The sequence below is a fragment of the Paraglaciecola polaris LMG 21857 genome (genome assembly GCF_000315055.1).
In the GTDB taxonomy this organism is placed as follows: Bacteria; Pseudomonadota; Gammaproteobacteria; order Enterobacterales; family Alteromonadaceae; genus Paraglaciecola; species Paraglaciecola polaris.
Window position 1 is genome coordinate 158,586 of record NZ_BAER01000023.1, and the last position, 22,385, is coordinate 180,970.

The window sequence follows — 22,385 nt, forward strand, 5'->3', positions numbered from 1 at the left end:
TTTAGCGATTAATTTCAAATCAGCGTTGTATGAACGAATATTACTTACCTCGGGCGTGAGGCGTCTTTTACGCCAAAGTAGCTAAGGGATTTTTTTTCTCGCTCGGCTTAAATTCTCGGATACATGATTACAGCGTCGATTGTGTCACTAGTTCAGCATGGAAGAAAATTGCAACTAAATAGTGATGGGGAAGATAGTTTTTACATAAATCGTGTAAGATGTAAGCATCATAGCAAGCTGTTGTTATTTCACCGCTTTCTAATAAAGTTAATGTTAATTAGGTGACGTAATTTATTTAGAGCATAACAAATACACAGTGATACCTTGAAACTAATAACGAAGTTACCGACATATGATCTATTGCCTATTCTTAGTTTATGCCCCTGTTAATCTTGATAAATCCCTGCTGCGGCTGAATCGATTTCTTACCCTAGGCGGAAGAAAAGCCAAGATCATTATTATCAATAATGGAGAGCAAAGCTACGAGATTTTATCTGAAGATATCGATTTAATTCAAGGGGATAATAGTTTTTTTGAATTTTCTGGTTGGGAAAAAGGTAAGCAATATTTAGAGGAGCAGTACACGCTAAAGGAAGATGATTCATTTTGTTTCGTAAATGACACGTTTGATAAGAACCACTATTTCTCATGGTTAACGATATGGCTTTATAATAAAAAGCTAAAACTGGCAGCAAAGCATTATTCAGGCTTCATTTTAGGGCGAGTGGATAGCCGAAATATAGAGTATAAAGTAGACCAACTCGCATTGTCCAAGTGGGTTTCATCCTACTTTTTTGTGGTAGATTATACTGCTTACCAAGAATTAATCTTTATAAATGATAATCTGCGTGCGGCTGTGGAATACGTGACCGACGAATCGATCTATTTTGATCAAATGGTAGTTGATAGTGCTATGCAAGAGCATATCAATGGTTGGCTCAGGCCAGTAGGCAAAGGCTGGTATCGAGCTAATTATAGCGATAATGAAGTCATCCGAAATAAAAGCGTCGCTATTTTGCATGAGAAGTTTCTAAGTGCGGCTTTAATCGCTAAGAATATTGAGCTTATTCACGTATACAGCGGGCGGTTTGGTAGAATTGTGCGCAAGTTTGATAAACGCGTACAGGATTATCGCACGCGTAACCGTAAGTAAATTTAGTCTTCGTTCTTTTGCTAATTTAAGAAGCACGTCCTTTAATTGTGCCAACGCTTTCGTCATAGTCAGAAATTCCCCCCAAATTTCATCGCTAACGCTTTGTTTTATTTCGTGTGAAAATTGTCATGTGGTCAGCCTCTGTTGTATTGTCGATGAACTTTGATGTAGCAAGATGTACCCATGATTGATTTTTCTAAAAAGCTAACCAGTAACCGACTGCACAATACGAGAAAGAGGGAGTCCAGCAAATCGTTACTGTTCGACTTTGAAAGTGATCGTGGTCGCATCATCAATTCCGCTGCGGTAAGGCGGCTTCAGCAAAAAACGCAGGTCTTTCCCTTAGAACGCAATGCGGCAGTCAGAAGTCGATTAACCCACTCATTAGAAGTCCAGCAAGTGGGGCGATACATAGTCCAGAGTATTTTCAATAAGTTAGATCCCCAAAAACAGGCGGAATATAATTTAATCGACTTTGAACGGCATTTAGAAAGCGTTGTTGAAATGGCCTGCCTGATGCACGATATTGGTAACCCACCTTTTGGTCATTTTGGTGAGCAAGCGATTAATGACTGGTTTAATAAAAATTTGTCATCTTCTTTTCCCATATCAGCTGGGCAACCCCTTAATTTGCCGGCGGAATTACAGCGAGACATATGTAATTTTGAAGGTAACGCCCAAGCGATTAGGCTTATCCATTCTTTACTGCAACTGAACCTCACGTACACTCAGGTTGCTGGCGTACTTAAATATACCCGCTGCGGGACTGACATTAAGCCTGATAAAGGGCAAGCGCTTAACTACCTGAAGAAAAAGGTTGGTTTTTATTTTAGCGAAAAAAATTATGTGCAAACGCTTTGTGATGCATTAGAAATGCAAGTGGGTCATCGTCATCCAGCTTCTTACATAATGGAGGCCGCAGACGATATATCCTACTGTATTGCCGATTTAGAAGATGCAGTAGAGAAAGGCATACTCGATGTTGAAAAACTGCAAAGCTCCCTGTGTGAAGAATTTTTATTGATACACAGTGACTTTAACTTGGACAGCAACCCAGGCTTGATGCAAAACATCACCGCAAAAGCATACAAAGCGGCTGAGGCCGATGATATATCTAAAGAAAGTCAGTTTTTCATATCACTAAGAGTCGGTGTTCTGCATCCGTTGGTTGGTCATGCGGTTGAGCGATTTATCGTTAACATTCAGGCTATTTTTCATGGTTCTTTCAACCAAGCCTTATTAGAAGATAACAGCGCAGCTCATGCATTATCCGAAGCATTTAAAAAAGTCGCCCTGAAATATGCCTTTTGCAACAAAGAAGTCGAAGCCAGAGAACTACAAGGTTATAAGATTATTAACGGCTTGCTCGATTGTTATCAACCTTTGCTAAAGCTCACCAAAGGACAATTTACAGACGTTTACCAGCAAGCTAAAAACGCGCCGTTGTTAGAAAGAAGGTTAATTAAAAAATTACCCAACAAGCATCTAAGAGCCTACCTACATGCGATTCAGAATGAGCCCAGTGAAGAGTTAGAGTTTTATTATCGTTGCCGTTTGCTGCAAGACTATATTAGCGGCATGACGGATCAGTTCGCTTATGATGAATACCGCGCGCTTATGGTGGTTGATTGACCCGCAGCGTAAACACTTAGCGTGACATTAAAGGGGCGTAAATAAGGCATCAGGTATTCATGCCTGTGGTGTTTATTTGAACCAAACCTTGCCGCCTATCATCTTAAAAGCAGGGGTGCCGCGTATGAGCATATCTCTGGCGAACACAGTTTTACATTCGGGGCAGGTACCGGGTTCGGTGGTAAAATCTTTGCTAATGCGCTCTTTAAAGCATTTCACCAGTGCGCCTTTTCCGCCTTTTTTGTACTTAAAAAGCGGATGCTGACAGCGGCTACAAAAAATACTCACACTTTTAGCCGGCGCTTTTGTATTCGGCTTGGCCATCGTCGCCTCTGATTATCTTGTGTGGTGGCATAATATCATGCTCAGTAATACAAGGTGCAGATCCTCTGGGGTAAGGGATACACAAAAAAATAGCTGCAAAACTGCACGCTGGCATACCAATATGAGAGCTTAGCACTGCTGGCGTCGCATTTGTTTGATGAATGATTAGCTATTCGGGCTAAAAAATACCTTAGCAGAGCAAGGTCTCTGAACAGGGACGTATCAATGAGGCCTCAAAATATGGCCGTCGGATCTTGATCCTAACAGGTTTTAGTTGCATCTTGGCTCATGGATAATTCTGAGGAATTAAGATTGAAGTCATTCAGTTTGCTTGCCATGTTATTACTGTCATTTTCGGCTCTTGCCGTCGATGAGCTGCCTGATAAATTAAATTTGACCCATCATTGGGTTGGGTACAGTGCCATTGGCATTTTTGTGCTTGCCTATCTACTTGTTATTCTGGAAGAAAAATTAAATCTGCGTAAATCCAAACCGGTATTATTGGCCGCAGGGATAATCTGGATATTAATTGCATTTGCCTATCGCGCCAGCGGCGACACCGAATCGACAGAGTTGGCGATCCGTCGTAACTTTCTGGAATACGCCGAATTGTTCTTTTTTCTTTTGGTCGCCATGACCTACATCAATACCATGTTAGAGCGGGGGGTATTTAGTACCCTTAGGTATTGGTTAGTGAAAAAGGAGTTTAGTTATCGTGCCCTGTTTTGGATAACGGGTATCTTGGCATTTTTTCTATCAGCGGTTGCGGACAATCTGACCACTGCCTTGATCATGTGTGCCGTGGTATTAGTCACAGGTAAAGAAAAACCTAAATTTATTTCTCTGGCTTGTATTAACATAGTGATAGCAGCTAACGCAGGAGGGGCATTCAGTCCCTTTGGTGATATCACCACCTTAATGGTTTGGCAAAAAGGACAGCTGGCGTTTGGCGCCTTTTTGAATTTATTTTTGCCGTCTGTTGCTAATTACCTTATCCCCGCATTTATCATGCAATTTTACATCCCCTCAGGTCGTCCGCAAACGGACAGTGAAGAAGTGCAAGGGATGAAAAAGGGCGCCGTAGTCATCATTTCGTTGTTTTTACTAACGATTGTCACCGCGGTCAGTTTTCAGAACTTTCTCCATTTACCCCCGGTATTTGGCATGATGACCGGCTTGGCTTATTTGAAAATATTCAGTTATTACATGAGCTTAAAGATTAAGGCCATGTTGGCCGATCCCGGCGTACCCGACGCACAAGCCCACGAGCGCAAAGTTGACGTATTTGCCCATATCGCCAACGCCGAATGGGACACACTATTGTTTTTTTATGGGGTAATCATGGCCGTCGGTGGGTTAGGTTTTATGGGTTACCTTGGTCTGGTGTCTGCCTATATGTACGGTGATTTAGGGCCTACCAATGCCAATGTGCTGGTCGGCCTATTATCATCAATTGTCGATAATATTCCGGTAATGTATGCGGTGTTAACGATGGAGCCCCAGATGGACCAATTTCAGTGGTTATTGGTCACATTGACTGCTGGGGTAGGGGGTAGCCTGTTATCCATTGGTTCTGCAGCTGGCGTCGCACTTATGGGGCAAGCGCGTGGGCATTATACCTTTTTTAGCCACTTAAAATGGACGCCGGTTATTGCATTGGGTTATGTCGGCGGAATTTTGCTGCATTTTTTTATCAATGGCTAAACATACAAACCAGGTATTTTTTTAGACATGATAAACAGTGGGTGTTTTTTTACGATCGGCACTCATTCCTGGGCCGCTTCGGGCATTGTCCACTCGTTAGTTAATCGCCAAAAAGCAGTTGCCATATGCTTGGACTGCGTTCTTTATGATATTGCTTTCGCAGCGCTGCGACTTTCTTTAATTGCTCTTTAGCCGTGTTGATATCGCGGGCAACTAAGCTTGCATGGACCAACGCCAGTTGCGATTGCACTTCAGTTAAGCCTTGTTGCAATACTGATTGTCTTTTCTGGTCAAACTGCACCAATTGCACAGACGCGACCAACTGCTGTAGCTTGTCAATTAGATTCAGCATCACGTTCGCTTCACTTGTTAACATGGCTTGTCTGTAGGTATAAGACATCGACTTCATGGTTGCTTCTACATCAGTACTTGCCACCACTTTTACCACAGGCTCATCCGCATAAGCTTGATTACCCAGTGGCAGAAGGCCACATATCATCGCTACCGCTAGGCTTAGGCTTTTTAACAACGTCATTTTTGCACTCACTCATTTAACAAGGCGCGCAGTCTAGCATAAATGTATTGACGTTTTGCTTGGGCGCTTGCCCATCAGCACAAGGTTTTTGATACAAGTTGACGCACAAGAGACGCAATAGTTTTTATTGTACGATTTTGCTCTGCTTATTTAATCCAAACGGAATAACGCCCGTACGCGACACGGGAATACTACCCCATAACCCTTTGCTGGTGAATATTTTGGCATTAACCTCATAGGCCAGCTCATCCGGTTTGGCGTTCATAATGTCCAGCAATACCCGGCCTGAATTAAATAGGCTGGCACTGACATCAACATCAAACGTATTTTCGCTCAATGGCTCAAGCACAAATTTTTTGTTGCTAACACCTGTAGCCACTTGGAGTCCGCGTAGGTTGAGTTTGAAATTCATGCCATCTACCGGGAAAGAGATATTATTCGGGTTGGTCACTCGAAACGTCAGACGAAATCGCTGCTCTAGGCCTTGAGCCGGCAGCATACTCAAGTTGGTTAACTGTAACTCAGGTTTCTCAAAATCAGGGTTAAGGGTGGCGCAAGATGACAGTAATAAAGTCATGAAAAGTAGAAAGACTAGATTCAATTTCGTTGAGGTCGAATGCGGTTCAGAGTAAAGCGGCATAATCTCAATATCCCTATTTTAGAATAAGCAACATCATCGCCGCAGCAGGCAGGGGAGTCAAATATAAGCGCAAGTTTGAATATGGGCCAAGGATAAGGTTGTCGTGAGTTTACATAGTGGATACTGATTTGCTTTGATTAAAATTAATCAAATTTTTAATGCAAGGAAAAAGAACAAAGATTGAGTATAAGGTGGAATGACTTGAATTATGAGTGGGAATAAAACGACGAGTTTTTGTGTTCAATACTCGTTTACATAAAAAGAGAATTGGTTTCACTCATAAAAGTGTATGAGTGAAACGATAGCGCAGCATCTAACTGCGCTGATTAACAAGGTCTAGATACAGACGATGTTTTCTGCTTGTGGGCCTTTTTGACCTTGAGTAACAGTAAACTCTACACGTTGGCCTTCAGCCAAAGTTTTAAAACCTTCACTAACGATGGCACTGAAATGTGCGAAAACGTCAGGACCAGATTCTTGCTCGATAAAACCAAAGCCTTTATCTTCGTTAAACCATTTTACTGAACCAGTAGTTGTATTAGACATAATAGATATCCTAGAAATAATTAAAAATGCGCCAAAAAATTGTGGCTATAAAGCATGTGAAGAAAATGATTATTTTACTGAGGATAACGCGAAGAATTACAAATAAACTAATATGACTAGAGTACTACTTAATAACTAACATCGTGGGATTCAAAAAATAAGCTTTCTCTCAAAGCTTGAGCGCACAATACTCCCAATTGATAGGGTAAGTCAAGAAATTAGATGAAATCACTATCGCCATATCTATAAGAAAACGCTTCGCGTGTTCACAGCCATGCTGGATATTGAATATGACAGGCCATCCATTGTCAGCAAGGTTGGTGCTATAAACGTATAAAAATACGTTTACTCATCTGCTGGTTATTTGTGCCCTGAGTGGTGAAAACTCACTGGCGCTAAATTTATCCACTCTTGGCTAGTTTCTGGACATTAACCATGGAAATTAACTAAAGACCCAATACTTTTCATTGAAGAGCAAAAGGGGATCTTGTTAACACACTTTAAGTACAAAACCACATGGTAAAATTTGCGTTAGAGGTCATTTATTTTTAAAAAGCACAGCTGGTGACTAAATTTTTATTTGCGCATAGTTTGCTCGCACTTTGCTAAAAATGCCGTTTTAAAAAGTAACAGTGATACACCCCTATAATCCGCTTTTATAAAGGCGCTATAAAAAGACATATTTTAAAAAAATATCAATAATTTCAGTTTCTTGTAACGATTTAATTGGCCATTTACACTTCATTTACATATTATATTTGGACTGATTTATTTGAAATCTAACCTTCAATATTTGTGTCATGAAGCGTCAGTAAAACACGTCAGATTTCACTCAATTTTAAGGAACAATTATGTCGACTGAAGATTTAAATGATTTACGTATGTCTGAGGACGTGCGTCCACTTTATCTCGCGGTAAAGAAACACATTGAAGAAAATGTTATTCCCATCCAAGAAGAATTTTATTCAATTGGTGAAAAGCTTGCTGATCGCTGGAGCTATTCTGACCGTCAAATGGAATTGCTTGAAGGCGCTAAAAGCAAAGCAAAAGAAGCGGGTCTGTGGAATTTCTTCTTGCCAGATGCTGAAACAGGACAGGGTTTGTCTAACTTAGACTACGCCTATATTGCCGTTGAACTTGGTAAAGCACCGTTGGCGTCTGAAACATTAAACTGTTCAGCACCTGACACAGGTAATATGGAAGTGTTAGAACGAGTAGGCACACCTGAGCAAAAGGCAAAATGGCTGGCCCCGCTATTACGAGGTGAAATACGTTCTTGTTTTGGCATGACAGAGCCTAATGTTGCTTCTTCTGACGCAAAAAACATTTCCACCTTGGCTGTTGAAGACGGTGACGACTGGGTGATAAATGGTGAGAAATATTATATTTCTGGTGCCGGTGACCCGCGTTGTAAAATCATGATCTGCATGGTTAAAAGTAGCCCAGATGCGCCAGCACACAAACAACAGTCACAAATACTCGTGCCATTAGACACACCAGGGGTAACGATTGTTGGCCCAATGCATGTATTTGGTCATGACCATGCGCCTCACGGACATATGCACATTAAACTTGAAGACGTGCGAGTACCTAAAACCAATATGTTATTAGGTGAAGGCCGTGGCTTTGAAATTTCTCAAGTTCGTTTGGGCCCAGGTCGTATTCACCATTGCATGCGTTCAATTGGCCAAGCGGAAGAAGCATTGCAACTGGCGCTTGAACGTTCGACCTCAAGAGAAGCCTTTGGTAAAAAAATATATCAGCTTGGTAAGAACGTTGAAGTCATCTCGAAGATGCGTATCGACATTGAAGCCATGCGTATGATGGTACTGAAAGCGGCTAAAGCCATGGATGTGCTGGGCAACCAAGAAGCACGTATTTGGATACACATGATCAAAGCGATGGTGCCAGAGCGGGTCTGCGAAATTATTGACCAGTCTATGCAAATGCATGGTGCTACCGGTATTTCACAATGGTCACCACTTTCTGCTATGTATGCAGGCCAGCGTACCCTACGTTATGCGGATGGCCCAGATGAGGTTCATCATATGGTGGTGGGGCGAAATGAAGTACGTGAATATGAACGTAACAAAAGCTAACTAAAGCTAACTAAAGCTAACTAAAGCCTATTGCGTGAGTAACAAATTAACAAGGGCCAGCATATCTGGCCTTTGTTGTATCTGATATCAGGTTTTGTCCGAGGAGAGAAAAATGAGTAAATATAGTATTGCAAAACAATGTATAGCTGATGTTTTAGCTGCAGCGGACCAAGAAAAGGTTAACCACAGCGACGCACTAGAAGCACTGATCATCACTGCTGTTGCAGAAATGACAGAAAGTGCAGGCGCCCCTCGTACTGCCGAAATTATTGATTATGAACTGCGTAATATCTCAGGCGCACTGGATAAAGACTTTCTTAGAGCCCGATAGAAAAATTATCAGAAAATAAACAGCTTCAGAGACGTAAAACCTAAGCCAAGCTTACTTTCATCCCCATTAGCGGAATTTCGCATCGGAGGCCTGTCGCTGCTTGTGCTTTTTTGGGAGGGTACACAACTAATAGGTATGGTGCTGATTCTAATCACCTGTTAGAAAAAACGTAAGGTCGATTAGGTTGCTGATTTTGTTGTCGCGATGCAGCCAGTTGTCGTTAATGTGAGGCAAGCCGGATATCTCACTTGGCCTATGTGTTTCAATAAGCTGCGCACGCAGTAGGGCACGCTCTTTCTCATTGAGCAATAGTGATTGCAGTTTAGCTAACTCGCCCGTATCTAGCCAAATACCGCCACAGCCGGGACATTCATCAATCTCAACCGCATGAGACAAGCTATAAAAGCGACGGAGCATGACAGTGTCCGTACAGGTAGGGCAGTTAACTCTTTCGTCTAAGCCAAGACGTTCGCCATGAAATTTCTCAAGATGTGCAGCCAAGGTTGCTCCACGCCTTTCAGAAGGCTTTTCAAAGTGCTGAATAGTCGCGTTTTCGAAAAACACCCCAGCACAAGCCTCACTAACAAAAACCGGCACCTTACCAACATTCACCTTTTTCAAAGGCGAATGAGTTCGAGGACAAAGCATCATATTCCAACATCCCTATTCCCGCAGAAAACACAATAATCTCGACAACATCCTCCATAGTCAATTTGTTCTTTTAAACAGTGATTAAGTGGGCTAATAAATGGCTAAATAAAAATGACTTACAATGAGTATCTCGCTAATTTTTCTCGCAAAAAAACAAAGGAAACAACTAGGCTGCAAAGCCTAGAACCAGATCAAAGTCGTTTCAGCTACCAAAGGTCAGCAACCCTTACTCATCGATTCACCGTCCCGTATTCGCCTATTTTACCTAAGTCACTTTTATAAAAAATCCGGCTAATTTAGCCGGACTTTTTTCTGTGTTTTTCTATTTTTCTACTTGTTCTAAATCATATCTTCAAAAGGGTTTTTCATTCGTAAGTCGATAGGATTGGCAAATCCGGAAATACGGATTTCTTGGTCGGTCATTTGAATCTCATCCTCTTGAATAAGATCCTGGCCAAAATGATAAATAGTATCAAAGTTGCCTTGACTGGCTGATAGATCATAGGCCTTGGCTTTTTCACGTACTTGTTCACGGCGAGACTCATAAGCCGCAATATCTTCAGTGCTGTATCGCTTAGCGAGCATGGTATTGACAACGTGAGGCGATAATAACGTCGCCGTTGCATTGTTACCGCCAAATCCTTTGGAGTTTAGAAAGGCAACATCAAGATTCCCAGGACCTTTATCAATATCGGTTATTGAAATATTTAAGCGTTCATCAAATACATCATCTGCTACTTTATCGATGGTTTTAATACCCGGAATAAATCCATGCTTAAACACGCCCAGACTCACCACTAACTGTTCGGCACTCGCCGGCGACAACGGATGACCCACATACGCTTTTGGCGCAGTGACGGGCCAGTTTTGAATATCAAAGATCTGTGCTACATCATGAAAAATACGTGATTCTGTGGTGCGGTTGGCAGGTGTACTTGAACCATGGGCTTGAATAAACGAACGCTCACGAACAGACTCGTCACCCACAATCGCGCGAGCCGCAGATACGGCTTTAGCCATGGTGATGTAGTTACCTGGGCCGGGTGCTGATATGGATTTTTTGTAACCGTCAGCATTAATAAATACATCGCTCACTGCGCCATGAATATCCGCCCCTAGCTCTAACGCCAATGCATCGTCCATTAACACCACGTATTGGGTCGATTCTGCGATGGTAAAACCACAATTTTCACCAAAAGGACGACTGGCGCGGCGGTGGTCAACGGTTTCAGATTTGTCTAAACGTTTTAAATTGTCTTCGCTGGCAAGTGCGCCCATGGTGGCATAACCATCAATTATTTCTGGCAATATTGGGGCTTCGGCATTGCCAACGACGGCCACACGGCGCTTGCCATTTTTTATATCTTCAACGGCAGCACTGAGGTTATAAAGGAAGCTGGCACAGGCGCCAACAATTGCACTCGTATGACCTACGTTACCTAGCACATAAGCATTCACAAAGTCAGCAGGCATAGTGTTTAAGCCTAACGGGCACTGCTTAGTACTGACTCGGCCGCCCTTTAAGCGTGATTGCAACATGCCCCCAAAGCCGTTTTCATCCAGCTGTGACATGGCATTACTGGCGTATACGCCTATTTCGTCTGGTTTGACCGCATTAACTATGGTTTTCCATTCCATGCCTAATGAACGAATGGCATCTGATGCGCCCATAATCGCCATTTGTAAGGCGCGAGGATGAAAGCGAGCATTGTAGTGATCTTCGGGATTAAATCCGCTGGGTAATTGTCCTGCTACTTTTACTGGGCATTCACGATAACTGTCTATTTTGAAATCGACTTCGCCGATAATTTCAACTTTCACTCGGTCCTTATCAACATCAGTTAACTGCCAATTTGTCGGTATTGGATCAGGTAATTGTTTACGGGGCAATTCAAAACAAATGCCTGTTTTGTCTGTTGATTGCATAGTGATGTTTTTGTGCCAATGCACGGCATTAACATCGAAGTGGCTTTTTTCGATAGTGCGAATGAGGGTCGAATTTAAAATTTGCTCTGAAAAACGTTCAACCACTTCTTCTGGTGTTAAGGTTTGTTGATTATTTTCCATCGCGTTATCAATAAAGAGACCGTTTTCGCAACGCACCAACTTCATCATTGTGGCCAAACCAAGCAGGGTTTCTTCTTGTTCACTCGCAGGTAAACTTTCTATCACCATTCGTTTGTAAGCATGATGAAATGAACTGCGACCTGCGGCATTAAAACCGCCAAATCCAACGATGACCGGTAATGAAGACATATTTAAGATACCAAATGTTTGAGTACCCGCAGTCTACTGCCTAGATTTGTGTTCTGGCAGGGTTATACTGGCCATAAAGCGTGGTGTTTTAGCCATAAGTTCGTTATCTTTGCCTAATATCTCCCAAATTGACTAAGCCAACTTGTGCATAAAATTACCTTTTTACTTTGCAATAATATGCTGGCCACTAGCGCGACTTTGCCTTTTGAAATGTTGCGTGCCGCCGAAAGTGCTGCTCGTGCAAAAGAAGGCAGCCAAGTTGAACCCGTGCTTATTCAAACCACATCGATAGATAAACTGCCAATTAAAACCAGTATTGGTTTTTCATTGTTACCCGATACCAAACTCGAAGACGTGGGTGACAGCGATATTATTTATTTACCTGCTCTGTGGCGAAACCCTAGGCCAATTGTAAAAAAACACCCCGAAATTTTAGCGTGGTTACGTAAAGCTTATGAAAATGGCGCCATGCTCTCGGCAGTAGGCACAGGCTGTTGTTTTTTAGCCGAAGCAGGATTGCTCAATGATAAACCTGCCACCACTCACTGGCATTATTTTGATCAGTTTCAGCGAGACTACCCAAGAGTCAAATTAAAGCGTCAATACTTCATTACCCAAGCTAGCAATCTGTACTGCTCGGCGAGCGTGAATGCGATGGCCGATCTCACCGTGCATTTTGTTAAACGACTGTATGGCGAAGCGATAGCCAGCGTTGTTGAGCGAAATTTTTCCCATGAAATTCGCCGCCCCTATGAAAACACCAGTTATTTTGAAGGCAGCACAAAACAGCACCCCGATGAGGAAATAGTCCAAGCGCAAATTTGGTTGCAAGACAATTATAACCGGCAGATTAACCTGAGCGAGGTCGCGGGGCGTTTTGAAATGAGCGTACGCACATTTAACCGCCGTTTTAAAAATGCCACTGGCCAAACACCGCTAGGGTATTTACAAAAAGTCCGTATTGAAATCGCCAAAGACTTATTACAAACAAGTAATCTAACCGTAAGTGAAGTAGCAGATAAAATTGGCTATCAAGATGTGGGGTATTTCACCTCTTTGTTTGTGAAGTTACTGGCCACCTCACCTCGAGAATACAGAACAACTGTGCGTGCTAAGTTATTTACTGCTGATTGAAAACAGCTATGTTTTAGACACTTTTTAAAACCGCATACTTTGATAAGCGAAGGGCAGAAGGTGCGCACAGTTCGCGGAGCGAATGCCCCGCACACGCAGCGTGTAAAGTGGCCGCAGGCCATAAGTGAACGAGTTAAAATAATATGTAATTGACATCGGCGCAGTGTTGCCAATGTCAGTGATATCATAGCTTTATTAAACATTTTATAGGTTGCTTAACTTTGTTCTTAATCGGCATCCAAAAATAGGAGAAAAAATGACGACTCTTGATAATGACACTATTACAGGCACCGGCACAGGAATTGGCACGCAAACACCTGAGCAAGCATTAGCCACATTGAGCGATATGACTCAATACCTTGTGCCTATTCAGCCAGCAGAACACTTAAAGCGTATGGCTATAGCCCAAGGGTATATGCAAGCCCATAATATCGCCGCTATTTATCTAAATGCAGGTACCAACCTTACGTATTTTACCGGTATGAAATGGTATGCCAGTGAGCGCATGGTAGGGGCAATTTTGCCCGCAAAAGGCGCTGTGCAATATATCGCGCCTTACTTTGAAATTGGCAGTCTAAATGGGTTTAAAGTCATAGATGGGCCAATACACGGCTGGCAAGAGCATGAAAATCCATATGGCTTATTTGTTGACGTCTTAAGACAACTAAACATAGCCGATACCGCCACTATTGGTATAGACGAAAGCGCGCAGTTTTTTATATTCGACGGTATCAATAAAGCCCAAGCTGGCTTAACCCTCATCAACGCACAAGAGGTTACTGCCCATTGTAGAATGCATAAGTCCGCTAGCGAGCTAGCGTTAATGCAAGGGGCCATGAATATGACACTGGCCGTGCATCAAGCAACTGCAAGTATGTTGCACCCAGGAATCAGTACCACAGAAGTTGAAGCTTTCATTGAACAAGCACATCAAAAGGTTGGTGCGCCGGGCAATTATTTTTGTATTGTGCTTTTTGGGGTCGCGACTTCATTCCCACATGGTGTTAAAGATCCGCAAATTCTCAAGGAAGGGGATGTCGTGTTAATCGACACCGGCTGCAAAGTACACGACTATATATCTGACATTACCCGAACGTATGTATTTGGTGAGCCAACGAGTCGGCAACGACAGTTTTGGGGCGATGAAAAAGCCGCACAACTTGCCGCCTTTAACGCCGCCCAAATCGATGTGCCATGCGAAGACGTCGATGCAGCGGCTCGGCAATACTTAGCCTCACAAGGTTTAGGCCCAGAATATCAAACACCTGGTTGCCCACATCGTACCGGCCATGGCATTGGTTTAGATATTCACGAGTGGCCTTATTTGGTTGGCGGCAACAAAACCCCACTCGCCAAAGGCATGTGTTTTAGTAATGAACCTATGCTGGTCATACCCGATGAATTCGGTATTCGATTAGAGGATCATTTTTATATGACCGATGAAGGTCCGCGTTGGTTTACACAACCAAGCGAAAGTATTGATAACCCATTTGGTTTGCACGAAGCTACCTCGTAATAAATCACGTGTGCATAATCAGGGTGTATTAGTCGCGTAAGGCATAGTGTGCGAAGCACATGCTTTGGCGACGAAATCGCTGCTTTCCCTCGTTAACAAACTTCAGGAGAAGAAGTTATCAGGGGCGCTTCTTTCTGGTGACTCTTTTTTTCTTAGTTGTTGAAGAAAGAGTTACTTGAGCCCGCGCGGCGACCGCCAGGGACTGGGTTTGAAAATACGTCATGGATGACATGGGCGCAGCCCATAAGTGGCCGAAGGCCATCAATAAGCACAGCGCATAGTGTGCACTAAGTGTATAAAGTTCGCGAAGCGCATAAAAAAGCAAATAAAAACCCTAATGTCTCGATAGTGCGCACACTAATCATGAATATTCCTCATGTATCAATGAGTTTATATCAATTTTATTCATCTAATTTTCCGCGTATAAATCACATTCAGCTCCTAGCTTAAGGTCTTAAGACCATTGGTTCTTGTTTAGGCCACATAAAAAGAGCAAAGAATAGATTTAGGTTTTTATACAGAAATTGGATATCAGAAGGTCATGAATAAAGATTTTGCATTTACTATTAAGAATATATCCCTCGATGAAAACTATCATCCTTCGGACAGCACACGTGCTACTACGAACTTTGCTAATTTAGCCAGAGGTGAGAGTCGCCAACAGAACTTAAGCAACACGCTAAAGATGATCGACAATAGTTTTAATGCCTTAGCGTATTGGGATAACCCCAAAGGCGATCGTTATTCAGTAGAGCTTGAAATCATTTCTGTTGATATGGATGTGGCAGGCAGTGGCGAGACCTTTCCCTCTATTGAGATATTAAAAACCAATATTGTTGATCATAAAACCAATATTGTTGATCATAAAACCAATGAGCGCATTGAAGGTATTGTAGGGAATAACTTTTCATCTTACGTACGTGATTATGACTTCAGTATCTTACTGGGTGAGCATAACAAGGGCCAAAGCCAATTTAGCATTCCAGACAATTTTGGCGAATTGCATGGCAAGCTCTTCAAGTATTTTGTGAACTCAAATGCGTATAAAGGGCATTTTAAAAAACTACCTGTTATCTGCCTGAGTGTGTCGGATAACAAGACCTATTATCGAACTGAAAATCAGCATCCTGTTTTGGGCTACGAATATCAGCCAAATGAATCATCACTGACTGAACAATACTTTAAAAAAATGGGCTTACAGGTGCGTTATTTTATGCCCCCTAACAGTGTTGCCCCTTTGGCTTTCTTTTTCTTTGGCGATTTACTGAATGATTACAGTAATCTTGAGTTGATAAGCACGATCAGCACAATGGAAACTTTTCAAAAAATTTACCGACCTGAAATTTATAATGCCAATGCCGTTGCAGGACATTGTTATCAACCAAACTTGAGCAACCTAGATCATTCGTTAACTCAAATTGTGTATGACAGAGAGGAGCGCAGCAAGTTGGCGTTTAAGCAGGCTAAATTTGCCGAGGAGCACTTCATCAAGCCCTATCAAACCGTGCTTGAACAGTGGTCTGCCAATTACGCGCTTTAATTAATCCAAACTACCTATACATAAAGGCTTAGCAGTATTTATTATGAAAACAGTTACTCAGAAATCAGCGACTATTACACCATTACTACCCACATCATCCGCAGGCAGCTTACCTAAGCCTTCATGGCTTGCAGAGCCCGAAGCGCTATGGTCACCCTGGAAATTGCAGGGCCAAGCACTGATTGATGGTAAGCACGATGCGTTACGAGTGTCGTTACATGAACAACAACAAGCAGGGATTGATATTGTCAGTGATGGCGAGCAAACACGCCAACATTTTGTCACGACCTTTATTGAGCATCTAACCGGTGTTGACTTTGAGAACCGTAAAACCGTTAAAATTCGCGACCGTTATGATGCCAGTGTACCCACGGTGGTTAGCGCTGTTTCTCGGCCTAAATCTGTATTTGTAGAAGATGCCAAGCTGTTACGTCAGCAAACCAAGCAACCTATTAAATGGGCATTGCCAGGCCCCATGACAATGATAGATACCCTGTATGATGATCATTATCACAGTCGCGAAAAACTCGCCTGGGAATTTGCCAAAATCCTCAATCAAGAAGCCAAAGAATTAGAGGCCGCAGGTGTAGATATTATCCAATTTGATGAACCTGCTTTTAACGTGTTTTTTGATGACGTTAACGAGTGGGGCATTGCGTGTTTAGAGCGCGCCATTGAAGGCCTAAAATGTGAAACGGCTGTGCATATTTGCTATGGCTATGGCATCAAAGCCAACACAGATTGGAAAAAGACTCTTGGCTCAGAATGGCGACAATATGAACAAGCCTTTCCCAAATTGCAAAAATCGAATATCGATATCATCTCCCTCGAATGTCATAACTCCCATGTTCCCATTGAGTTACTGGAACTGATCCGAGGTAAAAAAGTGATGGTAGGGGCCATTGATGTGGCAACCAATAGCATAGAAACCCCAGAAGAAGTCGCCAATACCCTGCGAGAAGCACTCAAGTATGTAGATGCTGACAAGCTCTACCCTTGCACCAACTGCGGCATGGCCCCTTTATCACGTGATGTAGCAAGAGCCAAACTAAGCGCGTTAAGTGCCGGCGCTGCAATCATTCGCCAAGAACTCTCTACCGTCAAACAATAGAATGACGTGCTCTCCCTCCAACTTGCTAGCGATATTTTAGGGGGAGGGGGCTAAATTCCCCCAGAGTATCCCAGGCCTATGCCAATTCGTTTTCATAGGCGAAGCGTATGCTCTGGCGACAACGTCGCTGCTTGTTCTTTTCAGCCAGTCTGACCCTCTTATCTCCTATGGGGCACTCACCTCGTTATCCAGTGAAAGTTAACGGCTATGAAAAATTGATATCTGATAGTAAATATCTATCACCAGTTACTCTTTATAACACAACTTTTACACACTAAAATCGCCTCGATTTATACTTTTGTCTAATTCACATGGCTTACAGACACTAAATTACGTTAGTGCCTAAGCAAGTGAATCGTCTTAATGTGAGGTTTATAATGAAACGTTTGTTGTTTGCTGTCGTTATTTCAGCGCTATTTTCACCGTTCACAGTACATGCTACCGCGGTACCCAAAATCACAGGTGCTGATAGACCCCCTTTTAAACGGGAAATACAAACCGAAAACGTCGAGCAAAAAAATGCGAATGAGCAGGTGGAAACGGGAAAAGGGCGAGCAGCTCTAAATAAAAAACCTCCTTTCATTCAACGTACTACGCATGCTCGAGTGAGCCTAAATAAAAAAACAACGCGTAAGAACGGTCGTCGCCCCCCTTTCAAGCGTTAATGTTTAAAGCAAAAGCTATTGTTAATATAGCTATTACGTTGGAAAAATGGATGTATTAGCAACTTCAGTAAAATGTATGTACTGAGTCGCGTCTGCCCCGCACGCGTAGCGTGTAAAGTGACCGCAGGCCATAAGTAAGCGAAGCGCATAAACAAAAGCCAATAAAAAACCCGCCGAAGCGGGTTTTTCAAGATTTCAAAGCGAAGCTTTGAGAGCAGAGCAATCCTCTCGGATGTCGGGTAAGAAGCAGCTATTACTAGCTACCCCTCCCCTAAGAACCGTGCGTGCGAGTTTCCCCGCACACGGCTCAAGCCTTTATAAGTCAGTACCTAAGTAGAGACCAGCGATTTACGAGAAGGTTATTCCGTATAATTTGTGCAGTGCAAAGATGGCGGCACATATTAAAACTATAGCGCCAATCCACTTTTTCCAGCCGTTGTCCCATGATTTCCACGTAGGAGTTTCTTTAACAGACTCAGTTCTTAGTAACTCTTTACCTTTGAAGGTAATACTAGGATCTAGATATGCTTTACCACTCTTACTCGAAACATCTATAGCATTAGCATACCCAAATTCAACCAGAGTTTCTAAGTCCTCATAGTTGTGGTGCTCTTCACTATAAGTTCCTTTTAATTTATTTCCCTTAATATCACGTAACAACAGCCTTAACTCTTCACTTAACATACGAAATTAACCCCTATATCCATTAAATTTATGCTACTTCCTTATTGTGTAGTTGTCGATGACAAATAGGGTGGAACAACACCAAGTTACTCAATCTATTGCTGCCACCTTTTACCCTTTCAACAGCATGATGAACATTCCATCCTACTTCCTTGGTAAAAGGGAGGCGACACATAACAAAGCGTTACCTCTGCCTGAGCCAAAGTTTTAGCAATTTACGCCCAAGAAACAGTGATTTTAATGGTTTCGTTTGTATCATTGACCTTTACCGAAAAACCATCTTGTTCGAGTAAAGATACAGCGGCTTTAACTGCACCATCTTGAACACGAAATTTAGGGAATGCTTTTACAGTTGTTGCCTCCCTAGATTCTGCGCTTTTCTTGATAGACCGATTTACTGATCCCAAAATAGCTTTAGAGCCAAGCGAATTGACCCCGCTGATTGTGCGTGCCTCTGCTGCTGTCAACTTATTCATACGAACTTCCCATTAATTTCAGTTAAATGTTTCTTTAAAAGTCTTGATGCAACTGTCGATGGCAATTGGGGTGCAACAACACCAAGTTGCTCAGTTTATCACTACCACCTCTACCTCTTTCAACAATGTGATGGACATTCCATCCTGTCTCTTTAGTAATAAGGTGGCGGCAAATATCACAACGTTTCCGCTGCCTGAGCCAAAGTGTTATCAATTTATCCCGACCTTGCATTGAATTAACCCAAGTCCGCTCAAGGCGCTTCTCAAAATATTCCTCAAACGCTAAGTCATACGGGTTTGCTTCCGCTTTTAACTTAATGTGCCGCTTTATCGGTATGTCCATGGTGTATATCAACCTATTGATGTTGCCATTAGGCCGAATACCCGAAAACGTCCAATTTCGTGAGCCCGTTGATTTAAAGTATTTCCCTTTAACCCAGCGTTTATGACGGTTGTTATGTCGTCGTCGGCACCACTGCCATAGAAGCTTCCATACCCGATAATCCACGTATTTAAAGGTCTCCTTCGCCACAATGTGACGATGGTAGTTAGCCCAACCCCGAAGAATTGGATTTAACTGACTTATCAATATTCCTGCCGTGACAGTCTTATTACCTTTTACAATATCGTGAACCTTCCCAAGCAAGTTACTGACGTTTTTACGACTAGGTTTAATTAACATCTTCCCATCGTATTTACGTAAGTTTTGCCCAAGAAAATCAAACCCCTCACTAATGTGAGTAATCACCGTTTTTTCCGGCGATAGCGTTAACCCCCGTTGAGCCATAAAAGCCTCAACCAGTGGTTTAACTTCATTTTCTAATAGCTCTTTCGAGATACCGGTAATAATAAAGTCATCCGCATATCGCACATAGTTAACCTTGGTCTTGTAGCTGGCTTTTGTGTTTTTCTTCCCAAAATGGGATTGCAAAACATCTTCCAAACCATCAAGTGCCAAATTGGCTAACACAGGAGAAATAATTCCCCCTTGTGGTGTACCCGCCTCAGTAGGATTTAATCTACCGGATTCCATAAATCCCGCTTTCAACCATTTTCGTAGTACTTGTTTATCCAACATAACATTGGCAAGTAACCAGTCATGGCTGATGTTATCGAAGCACCCCTTAATATCCCCCTCCAGCACCCACTCCGAAGAGCTTTTACGACTTAAATTGACAAAGCATTGCTCTATCGCATCAGCCGTAGAGCGCATGGGGCGAAAACCATAACTATTCCAGTCTGCGGTAGTTTCCGACACAGGTTCAAGTGCTAACAGGTATAATGCCTGCATCGCTCTATCTAACATGGTCGGTATCCCTAAAGGACGACGTTTACCGTTACTCTTAGGAATGTAAATCCGCCGCAACGGTTTAGGTTTATACCCTGACCGCTTTAACTGAAAAACAGCTAACCATTTTGTATTAGGTGTACTCCATAACTCCCCATCTACACCGGCAGTCCTTTTGCCTCGATTCTCAGTCACTCGTTTAACAGCCAAAGCTTTAGCTGCAAACGAGCGCACCAACATGCGTTGTAAGGCTTTCGCTTTTCTCCACTGTTGTTGCTTAGTCGCCTTCGCGATCCGTACCTGTTGTCTTCTCACCTGCCGTTGAATAACATACCAATTAATAGTGTGCCATCCTGTTGGTGGGTGGGAGAACGCAGGTACAATCAACTTACGTTGTGTACTCATCTTGCTCTTCTCCAATTACCGAAAAGGAAGAAAAGCTCTCCCCTAAAGGGGGTAGCTAATCCCCTTTGGGTTGATAAATGATGACTTAAAAGGTCATTACACGATTAAAGACCAGTTGGAAGTCTGCACCGTTTCCGGTCGAAGCAAATTTTGAACTTCTATCACAACCATTACAGCTGCACATTCGCTTAATCCAACATCCTATACCCACTCGTCCAACAGCGCCTTTCACAAGACACCTGCCTAAATTTTGATAAGAAATTAGGCGAACAATTGGGCTTACCGAGTTCCAATTTAATTACACGAACAACTTAGATTCTGTCTATCCACCGGAGGCTTAATAACGACGTATTCCCAGATGTAAAAGGAATAGCTAGCCACGTACCTTTTGGTCAAAGCGTATCAGCAAAAATTTCGCTCATTGCGGTTGACGGTGTTTAACAACAATTCACATATGTTAATCGTATTGTTCAGCCTAGCCCTCAATCCATTCATTGCTAATGAATTAAACATATAACCCTCACGGGTGCAGTTCTGCAAAAAAACACAGAGGTACATTGTCAGGAAGCTTCACACAAAATCGTTACCAATAATGCATTATCCCTAGGCTACTACTAGTCGCATAGTAGGTCTCACTAATAGAATTAATTATTCTATCGAGACAATAACTAAATCAGCTTATGTTACGTAGGCCATAGTCGTAATAGATGTAAAAGGGAGACTGTAGAGAGGAAATGACATTGCCAGTTCCCCTTCTACAGCACCTAGATTGACGACACTAACTATCGGACTTATACGATTTCTTAGAGAAGCTATCTCTTCGTATAGGCCTTTGCGAGATATCAAATCGTAGATAATTAGTCGAAGGGTGCGAACATCTGTTTGACAGATGGTCCTTCGTAAACTTCAGGTACACTCGTTAAGATACCGCTTCGTGAAAGAAAGCAGCACAAGTATAATTTTAGTTTAGTATTTACTCTTAGGTGCGATGACCGAACGGTCTCGCTTTATTACAGCTAAAGATAATATAGCTGCGCGTCCATTTCAATGAAATGTTCGGCAACTATATTCACACCAGTTGCCTGTGACGACTACTAATTTACTGGAAATTCAACTAGCTTCCTCAGAGGAAGCTAGTTGACGTATAGCCCAGTTAGGTTAGTGACCTACGCGACTCTCGTCGCACTACATCATGCCGCCTATTGACAATTAAGTTGTTGAATTTATTATTAAAATGAAAACTTCATAAAATAATACCCCACTTTATCCCCTCATAATTATACAACCCTATGCAATCAGAGGAATTTTTTGTTCTGTCGTTAAAGGAGGCGCTACAGTGGATAACTTATTTGGCAATACATGAATGTAAGCTTAAGTACTATTGTATTGTATTTTATTTATTTGAAGTACCTAATCTTGCTATGCTAAATGCATAACATTTCTTAATAGGTGGTGAAATTAACTATACCACTACACAAAGAGAATATAAGTTTTTCGACCAAAGACTTAGCCTATTTAAAAGTTAGTTTCCTTTTCTCATTTTCCAACTTAACTAATTTATCTTTGCTAATACTCAATTTTGTAACAGACACGGCTATTATCAAATACATAAGTTCAAGCACGTTTCCATTTTATGACTTGAGATAGAGATTTTCCATAGACAAGGAGGATTGTATTGTTATGCAAAAAGTGGTT

At 42.3% G+C, this 22,385-nt stretch carries 20 protein-coding genes; 10 read left to right on the top strand and 10 right to left on the bottom strand.

Going from position 1 to position 22,385, the window contains the following annotated elements:
- The first annotated feature begins 352 nt into the window (after nucleotides 1-352).
- Complete coding sequence (locus GPLA_RS04440) at nucleotides 353-1,153, top strand: hypothetical protein (RefSeq protein ID WP_007103640.1); 801 nt, start codon at nucleotides 353-355, stop codon at nucleotides 1,151-1,153.
- Between the two features lie 183 nt (nucleotides 1,154-1,336).
- Complete coding sequence (dgt, locus tag GPLA_RS04445; protein ID WP_007103641.1) at nucleotides 1,337-2,785, top strand: dGTPase; 1,449 nt, start codon at nucleotides 1,337-1,339, stop codon at nucleotides 2,783-2,785.
- Between the two features lie 72 nt (nucleotides 2,786-2,857).
- Here the strand turns inward: dgt and GPLA_RS04450 are convergent, their stop codons facing one another.
- Nucleotides 2,858-3,109: a hypothetical protein gene (locus tag GPLA_RS04450; RefSeq protein WP_007103642.1), complete on the bottom strand. Its 252-nt coding sequence runs from the start codon at nucleotides 3,107-3,109 to the stop codon at nucleotides 2,858-2,860.
- Between the two features lie 312 nt (nucleotides 3,110-3,421).
- Between GPLA_RS04450 and nhaD the strand changes: the two genes are divergently transcribed.
- Complete coding sequence (gene nhaD / locus GPLA_RS04455; RefSeq protein WP_007103643.1) at nucleotides 3,422-4,813, top strand: sodium:proton antiporter NhaD; 1,392 nt, start codon at nucleotides 3,422-3,424, stop codon at nucleotides 4,811-4,813.
- Nucleotides 4,814-4,913: 100 nt separating this feature from the next.
- Here the strand turns inward: nhaD and GPLA_RS04460 are convergent, their stop codons facing one another.
- The 3 genes from GPLA_RS04460 to GPLA_RS04470 form a co-directional block, all read right to left on the bottom strand.
- Nucleotides 4,914-5,348, bottom strand: a complete 435-nt coding sequence (locus GPLA_RS04460; protein WP_007103644.1) for a cytochrome b562 — start codon at nucleotides 5,346-5,348, stop codon at nucleotides 4,914-4,916.
- A gap of 124 nt (nucleotides 5,349-5,472) precedes the next feature.
- Nucleotides 5,473-5,988, bottom strand: coding sequence for an LEA type 2 family protein (locus GPLA_RS04465; RefSeq protein ID WP_007103645.1), 516 nt, complete (start codon nucleotides 5,986-5,988; stop codon nucleotides 5,473-5,475).
- Nucleotides 5,989-6,324: 336 nt separating this feature from the next.
- Nucleotides 6,325-6,534 carry a cold-shock protein gene (locus GPLA_RS04470; RefSeq protein WP_007103646.1) on the bottom strand — a complete coding sequence of 70 codons (210 nt, stop codon included), beginning with the start codon at nucleotides 6,532-6,534 and terminating at the stop codon, nucleotides 6,325-6,327.
- An 851-nt stretch (nucleotides 6,535-7,385) separates the two neighbouring features.
- On the opposite strand from GPLA_RS04470, the gene GPLA_RS04475 reads away from it, so the two are divergent.
- Both GPLA_RS04475 and GPLA_RS04480 read left to right on the top strand, forming a co-directional pair.
- Nucleotides 7,386-8,633 carry an acyl-CoA dehydrogenase family protein gene (locus GPLA_RS04475; protein ID WP_007103647.1) on the top strand — a complete coding sequence of 416 codons (1,248 nt, stop codon included), beginning with the start codon at nucleotides 7,386-7,388 and terminating at the stop codon, nucleotides 8,631-8,633.
- A 112-nt stretch (nucleotides 8,634-8,745) separates the two neighbouring features.
- Nucleotides 8,746-8,964 (top strand): hypothetical protein, encoded by a 219-nt coding sequence (locus tag GPLA_RS04480; protein ID WP_007103648.1) that lies wholly within the window; start codon nucleotides 8,746-8,748, stop codon nucleotides 8,962-8,964.
- A 147-nt stretch (nucleotides 8,965-9,111) separates the two neighbouring features.
- Here GPLA_RS04480 and GPLA_RS04485 read toward each other — a convergent pair whose 3' ends face one another.
- Nucleotides 9,112-9,615 carry a TFIIB-type zinc ribbon-containing protein gene (locus GPLA_RS04485; protein ID WP_226993054.1) on the bottom strand — a complete coding sequence of 168 codons (504 nt, stop codon included), beginning with the start codon at nucleotides 9,613-9,615 and terminating at the stop codon, nucleotides 9,112-9,114.
- 339 nt (nucleotides 9,616-9,954) lie between these two features.
- Entirely contained in the window at nucleotides 9,955-11,871 is a 1,917-nt protein-coding gene (locus tag GPLA_RS04490) for a beta-ketoacyl synthase (protein WP_007103651.1), read from the bottom strand.
- A gap of 144 nt (nucleotides 11,872-12,015) precedes the next feature.
- Here GPLA_RS04490 and GPLA_RS04495 point away from each other — a divergent pair, with 144 nt between their 5' ends.
- The 5 genes from GPLA_RS04495 to GPLA_RS04515 all read left to right on the top strand — a co-directional run bounded on the left by GPLA_RS04495 (nucleotide 12,016) and on the right by GPLA_RS04515 (nucleotide 17,837).
- On the top strand, nucleotides 12,016-13,005 hold the full coding sequence (locus tag GPLA_RS04495; RefSeq protein ID WP_007103652.1) for a GlxA family transcriptional regulator: 990 nt from the start codon (nucleotides 12,016-12,018) through the stop codon (nucleotides 13,003-13,005).
- Nucleotides 13,006-13,261: 256 nt separating this feature from the next.
- On the top strand, nucleotides 13,262-14,521 hold the full coding sequence (locus GPLA_RS04500) for a M24 family metallopeptidase (protein ID WP_007103653.1): 1,260 nt from the start codon (nucleotides 13,262-13,264) through the stop codon (nucleotides 14,519-14,521).
- A 541-nt stretch (nucleotides 14,522-15,062) separates the two neighbouring features.
- Entirely contained in the window at nucleotides 15,063-16,061 is a 999-nt protein-coding gene (locus GPLA_RS04505; protein WP_007103654.1) for a DUF1852 domain-containing protein, read from the top strand.
- A 73-nt stretch (nucleotides 16,062-16,134) separates the two neighbouring features.
- On the top strand, nucleotides 16,135-17,172 hold the full coding sequence (locus tag GPLA_RS04510; RefSeq protein ID WP_040513896.1) for a methionine synthase: 1,038 nt from the start codon (nucleotides 16,135-16,137) through the stop codon (nucleotides 17,170-17,172).
- Between the two features lie 377 nt (nucleotides 17,173-17,549).
- Nucleotides 17,550-17,837: a hypothetical protein gene (locus GPLA_RS04515; RefSeq protein WP_007103656.1), complete on the top strand. Its 288-nt coding sequence runs from the start codon at nucleotides 17,550-17,552 to the stop codon at nucleotides 17,835-17,837.
- A 348-nt stretch (nucleotides 17,838-18,185) separates the two neighbouring features.
- Here the strand turns inward: GPLA_RS04515 and GPLA_RS04520 are convergent, their stop codons facing one another.
- The 4 genes from GPLA_RS04520 to ltrA are packed head-to-tail and all read right to left on the bottom strand — an operon-like array spanning nucleotide 18,186 to nucleotide 20,690.
- A complete protein-coding gene (locus tag GPLA_RS04520) occupies nucleotides 18,186-18,521 on the bottom strand; it encodes a hypothetical protein (protein ID WP_040513883.1) in 336 nt (111 codons plus the stop codon).
- 28 nt (nucleotides 18,522-18,549) lie between these two features.
- Complete coding sequence (locus GPLA_RS23890; protein ID WP_083881992.1) at nucleotides 18,550-18,696, bottom strand: HNH endonuclease; 147 nt, start codon at nucleotides 18,694-18,696, stop codon at nucleotides 18,550-18,552.
- Nucleotides 18,697-18,736: 40 nt separating this feature from the next.
- The gene (locus GPLA_RS04525) at nucleotides 18,737-18,997 is read right to left on the bottom strand and encodes a hypothetical protein (RefSeq protein ID WP_007103658.1); all 261 of its coding nucleotides are present in this window, start codon (nucleotides 18,995-18,997) and stop codon (nucleotides 18,737-18,739) included.
- 34 nt (nucleotides 18,998-19,031) lie between these two features.
- Nucleotides 19,032-20,690 (bottom strand): group II intron reverse transcriptase/maturase, encoded by a 1,659-nt coding sequence (gene ltrA / locus GPLA_RS04530; RefSeq protein WP_007103659.1) that lies wholly within the window; start codon nucleotides 20,688-20,690, stop codon nucleotides 19,032-19,034.
- Nucleotides 20,691-22,385: the final 1,695 nt, after the last annotated feature.

Coding starts and splice junctions, on each gene's coding strand:
- GPLA_RS04440 (WP_007103640.1), top strand. CDS start 353: ATGATCTATTGCCTATTCTTAGTTTATGCCCCTGTTAATCTTGATAAA.
- dgt (WP_007103641.1), top strand. CDS start 1,337: ATGATTGATTTTTCTAAAAAGCTAACCAGTAACCGACTGCACAATACG.
- GPLA_RS04450 (WP_007103642.1), bottom strand. CDS start 3,109: ATGGCCAAGCCGAATACAAAAGCGCCGGCTAAAAGTGTGAGTATTTTT.
- GPLA_RS04460 (WP_007103644.1), bottom strand. CDS start 5,348: ATGACGTTGTTAAAAAGCCTAAGCCTAGCGGTAGCGATGATATGTGGC.
- GPLA_RS04465 (WP_007103645.1), bottom strand. CDS start 5,988: ATGCCGCTTTACTCTGAACCGCATTCGACCTCAACGAAATTGAATCTA.
- GPLA_RS04470 (WP_007103646.1), bottom strand. CDS start 6,534: ATGTCTAATACAACTACTGGTTCAGTAAAATGGTTTAACGAAGATAAA.
- GPLA_RS04475 (WP_007103647.1), top strand. CDS start 7,386: ATGTCGACTGAAGATTTAAATGATTTACGTATGTCTGAGGACGTGCGT.
- GPLA_RS04480 (WP_007103648.1), top strand. CDS start 8,746: ATGAGTAAATATAGTATTGCAAAACAATGTATAGCTGATGTTTTAGCT.
- GPLA_RS04485 (WP_226993054.1), bottom strand. CDS start 9,615: ATGATGCTTTGTCCTCGAACTCATTCGCCTTTGAAAAAGGTGAATGTT.
- GPLA_RS04490 (WP_007103651.1), bottom strand. CDS start 11,871: ATGTCTTCATTACCGGTCATCGTTGGATTTGGCGGTTTTAATGCCGCA.
- GPLA_RS04500 (WP_007103653.1), top strand. CDS start 13,262: ATGACGACTCTTGATAATGACACTATTACAGGCACCGGCACAGGAATT.
- GPLA_RS04505 (WP_007103654.1), top strand. CDS start 15,063: ATGAATAAAGATTTTGCATTTACTATTAAGAATATATCCCTCGATGAA.
- GPLA_RS04515 (WP_007103656.1), top strand. CDS start 17,550: ATGAAACGTTTGTTGTTTGCTGTCGTTATTTCAGCGCTATTTTCACCG.
- GPLA_RS04520 (WP_040513883.1), bottom strand. CDS start 18,521: ATGTTAAGTGAAGAGTTAAGGCTGTTGTTACGTGATATTAAGGGAAAT.
- GPLA_RS23890 (WP_083881992.1), bottom strand. CDS start 18,696: ATGTGTCGCCTCCCTTTTACCAAGGAAGTAGGATGGAATGTTCATCAT.
- GPLA_RS04525 (WP_007103658.1), bottom strand. CDS start 18,997: ATGAATAAGTTGACAGCAGCAGAGGCACGCACAATCAGCGGGGTCAAT.
- ltrA (WP_007103659.1), bottom strand. CDS start 20,690: ATGAGTACACAACGTAAGTTGATTGTACCTGCGTTCTCCCACCCACCA.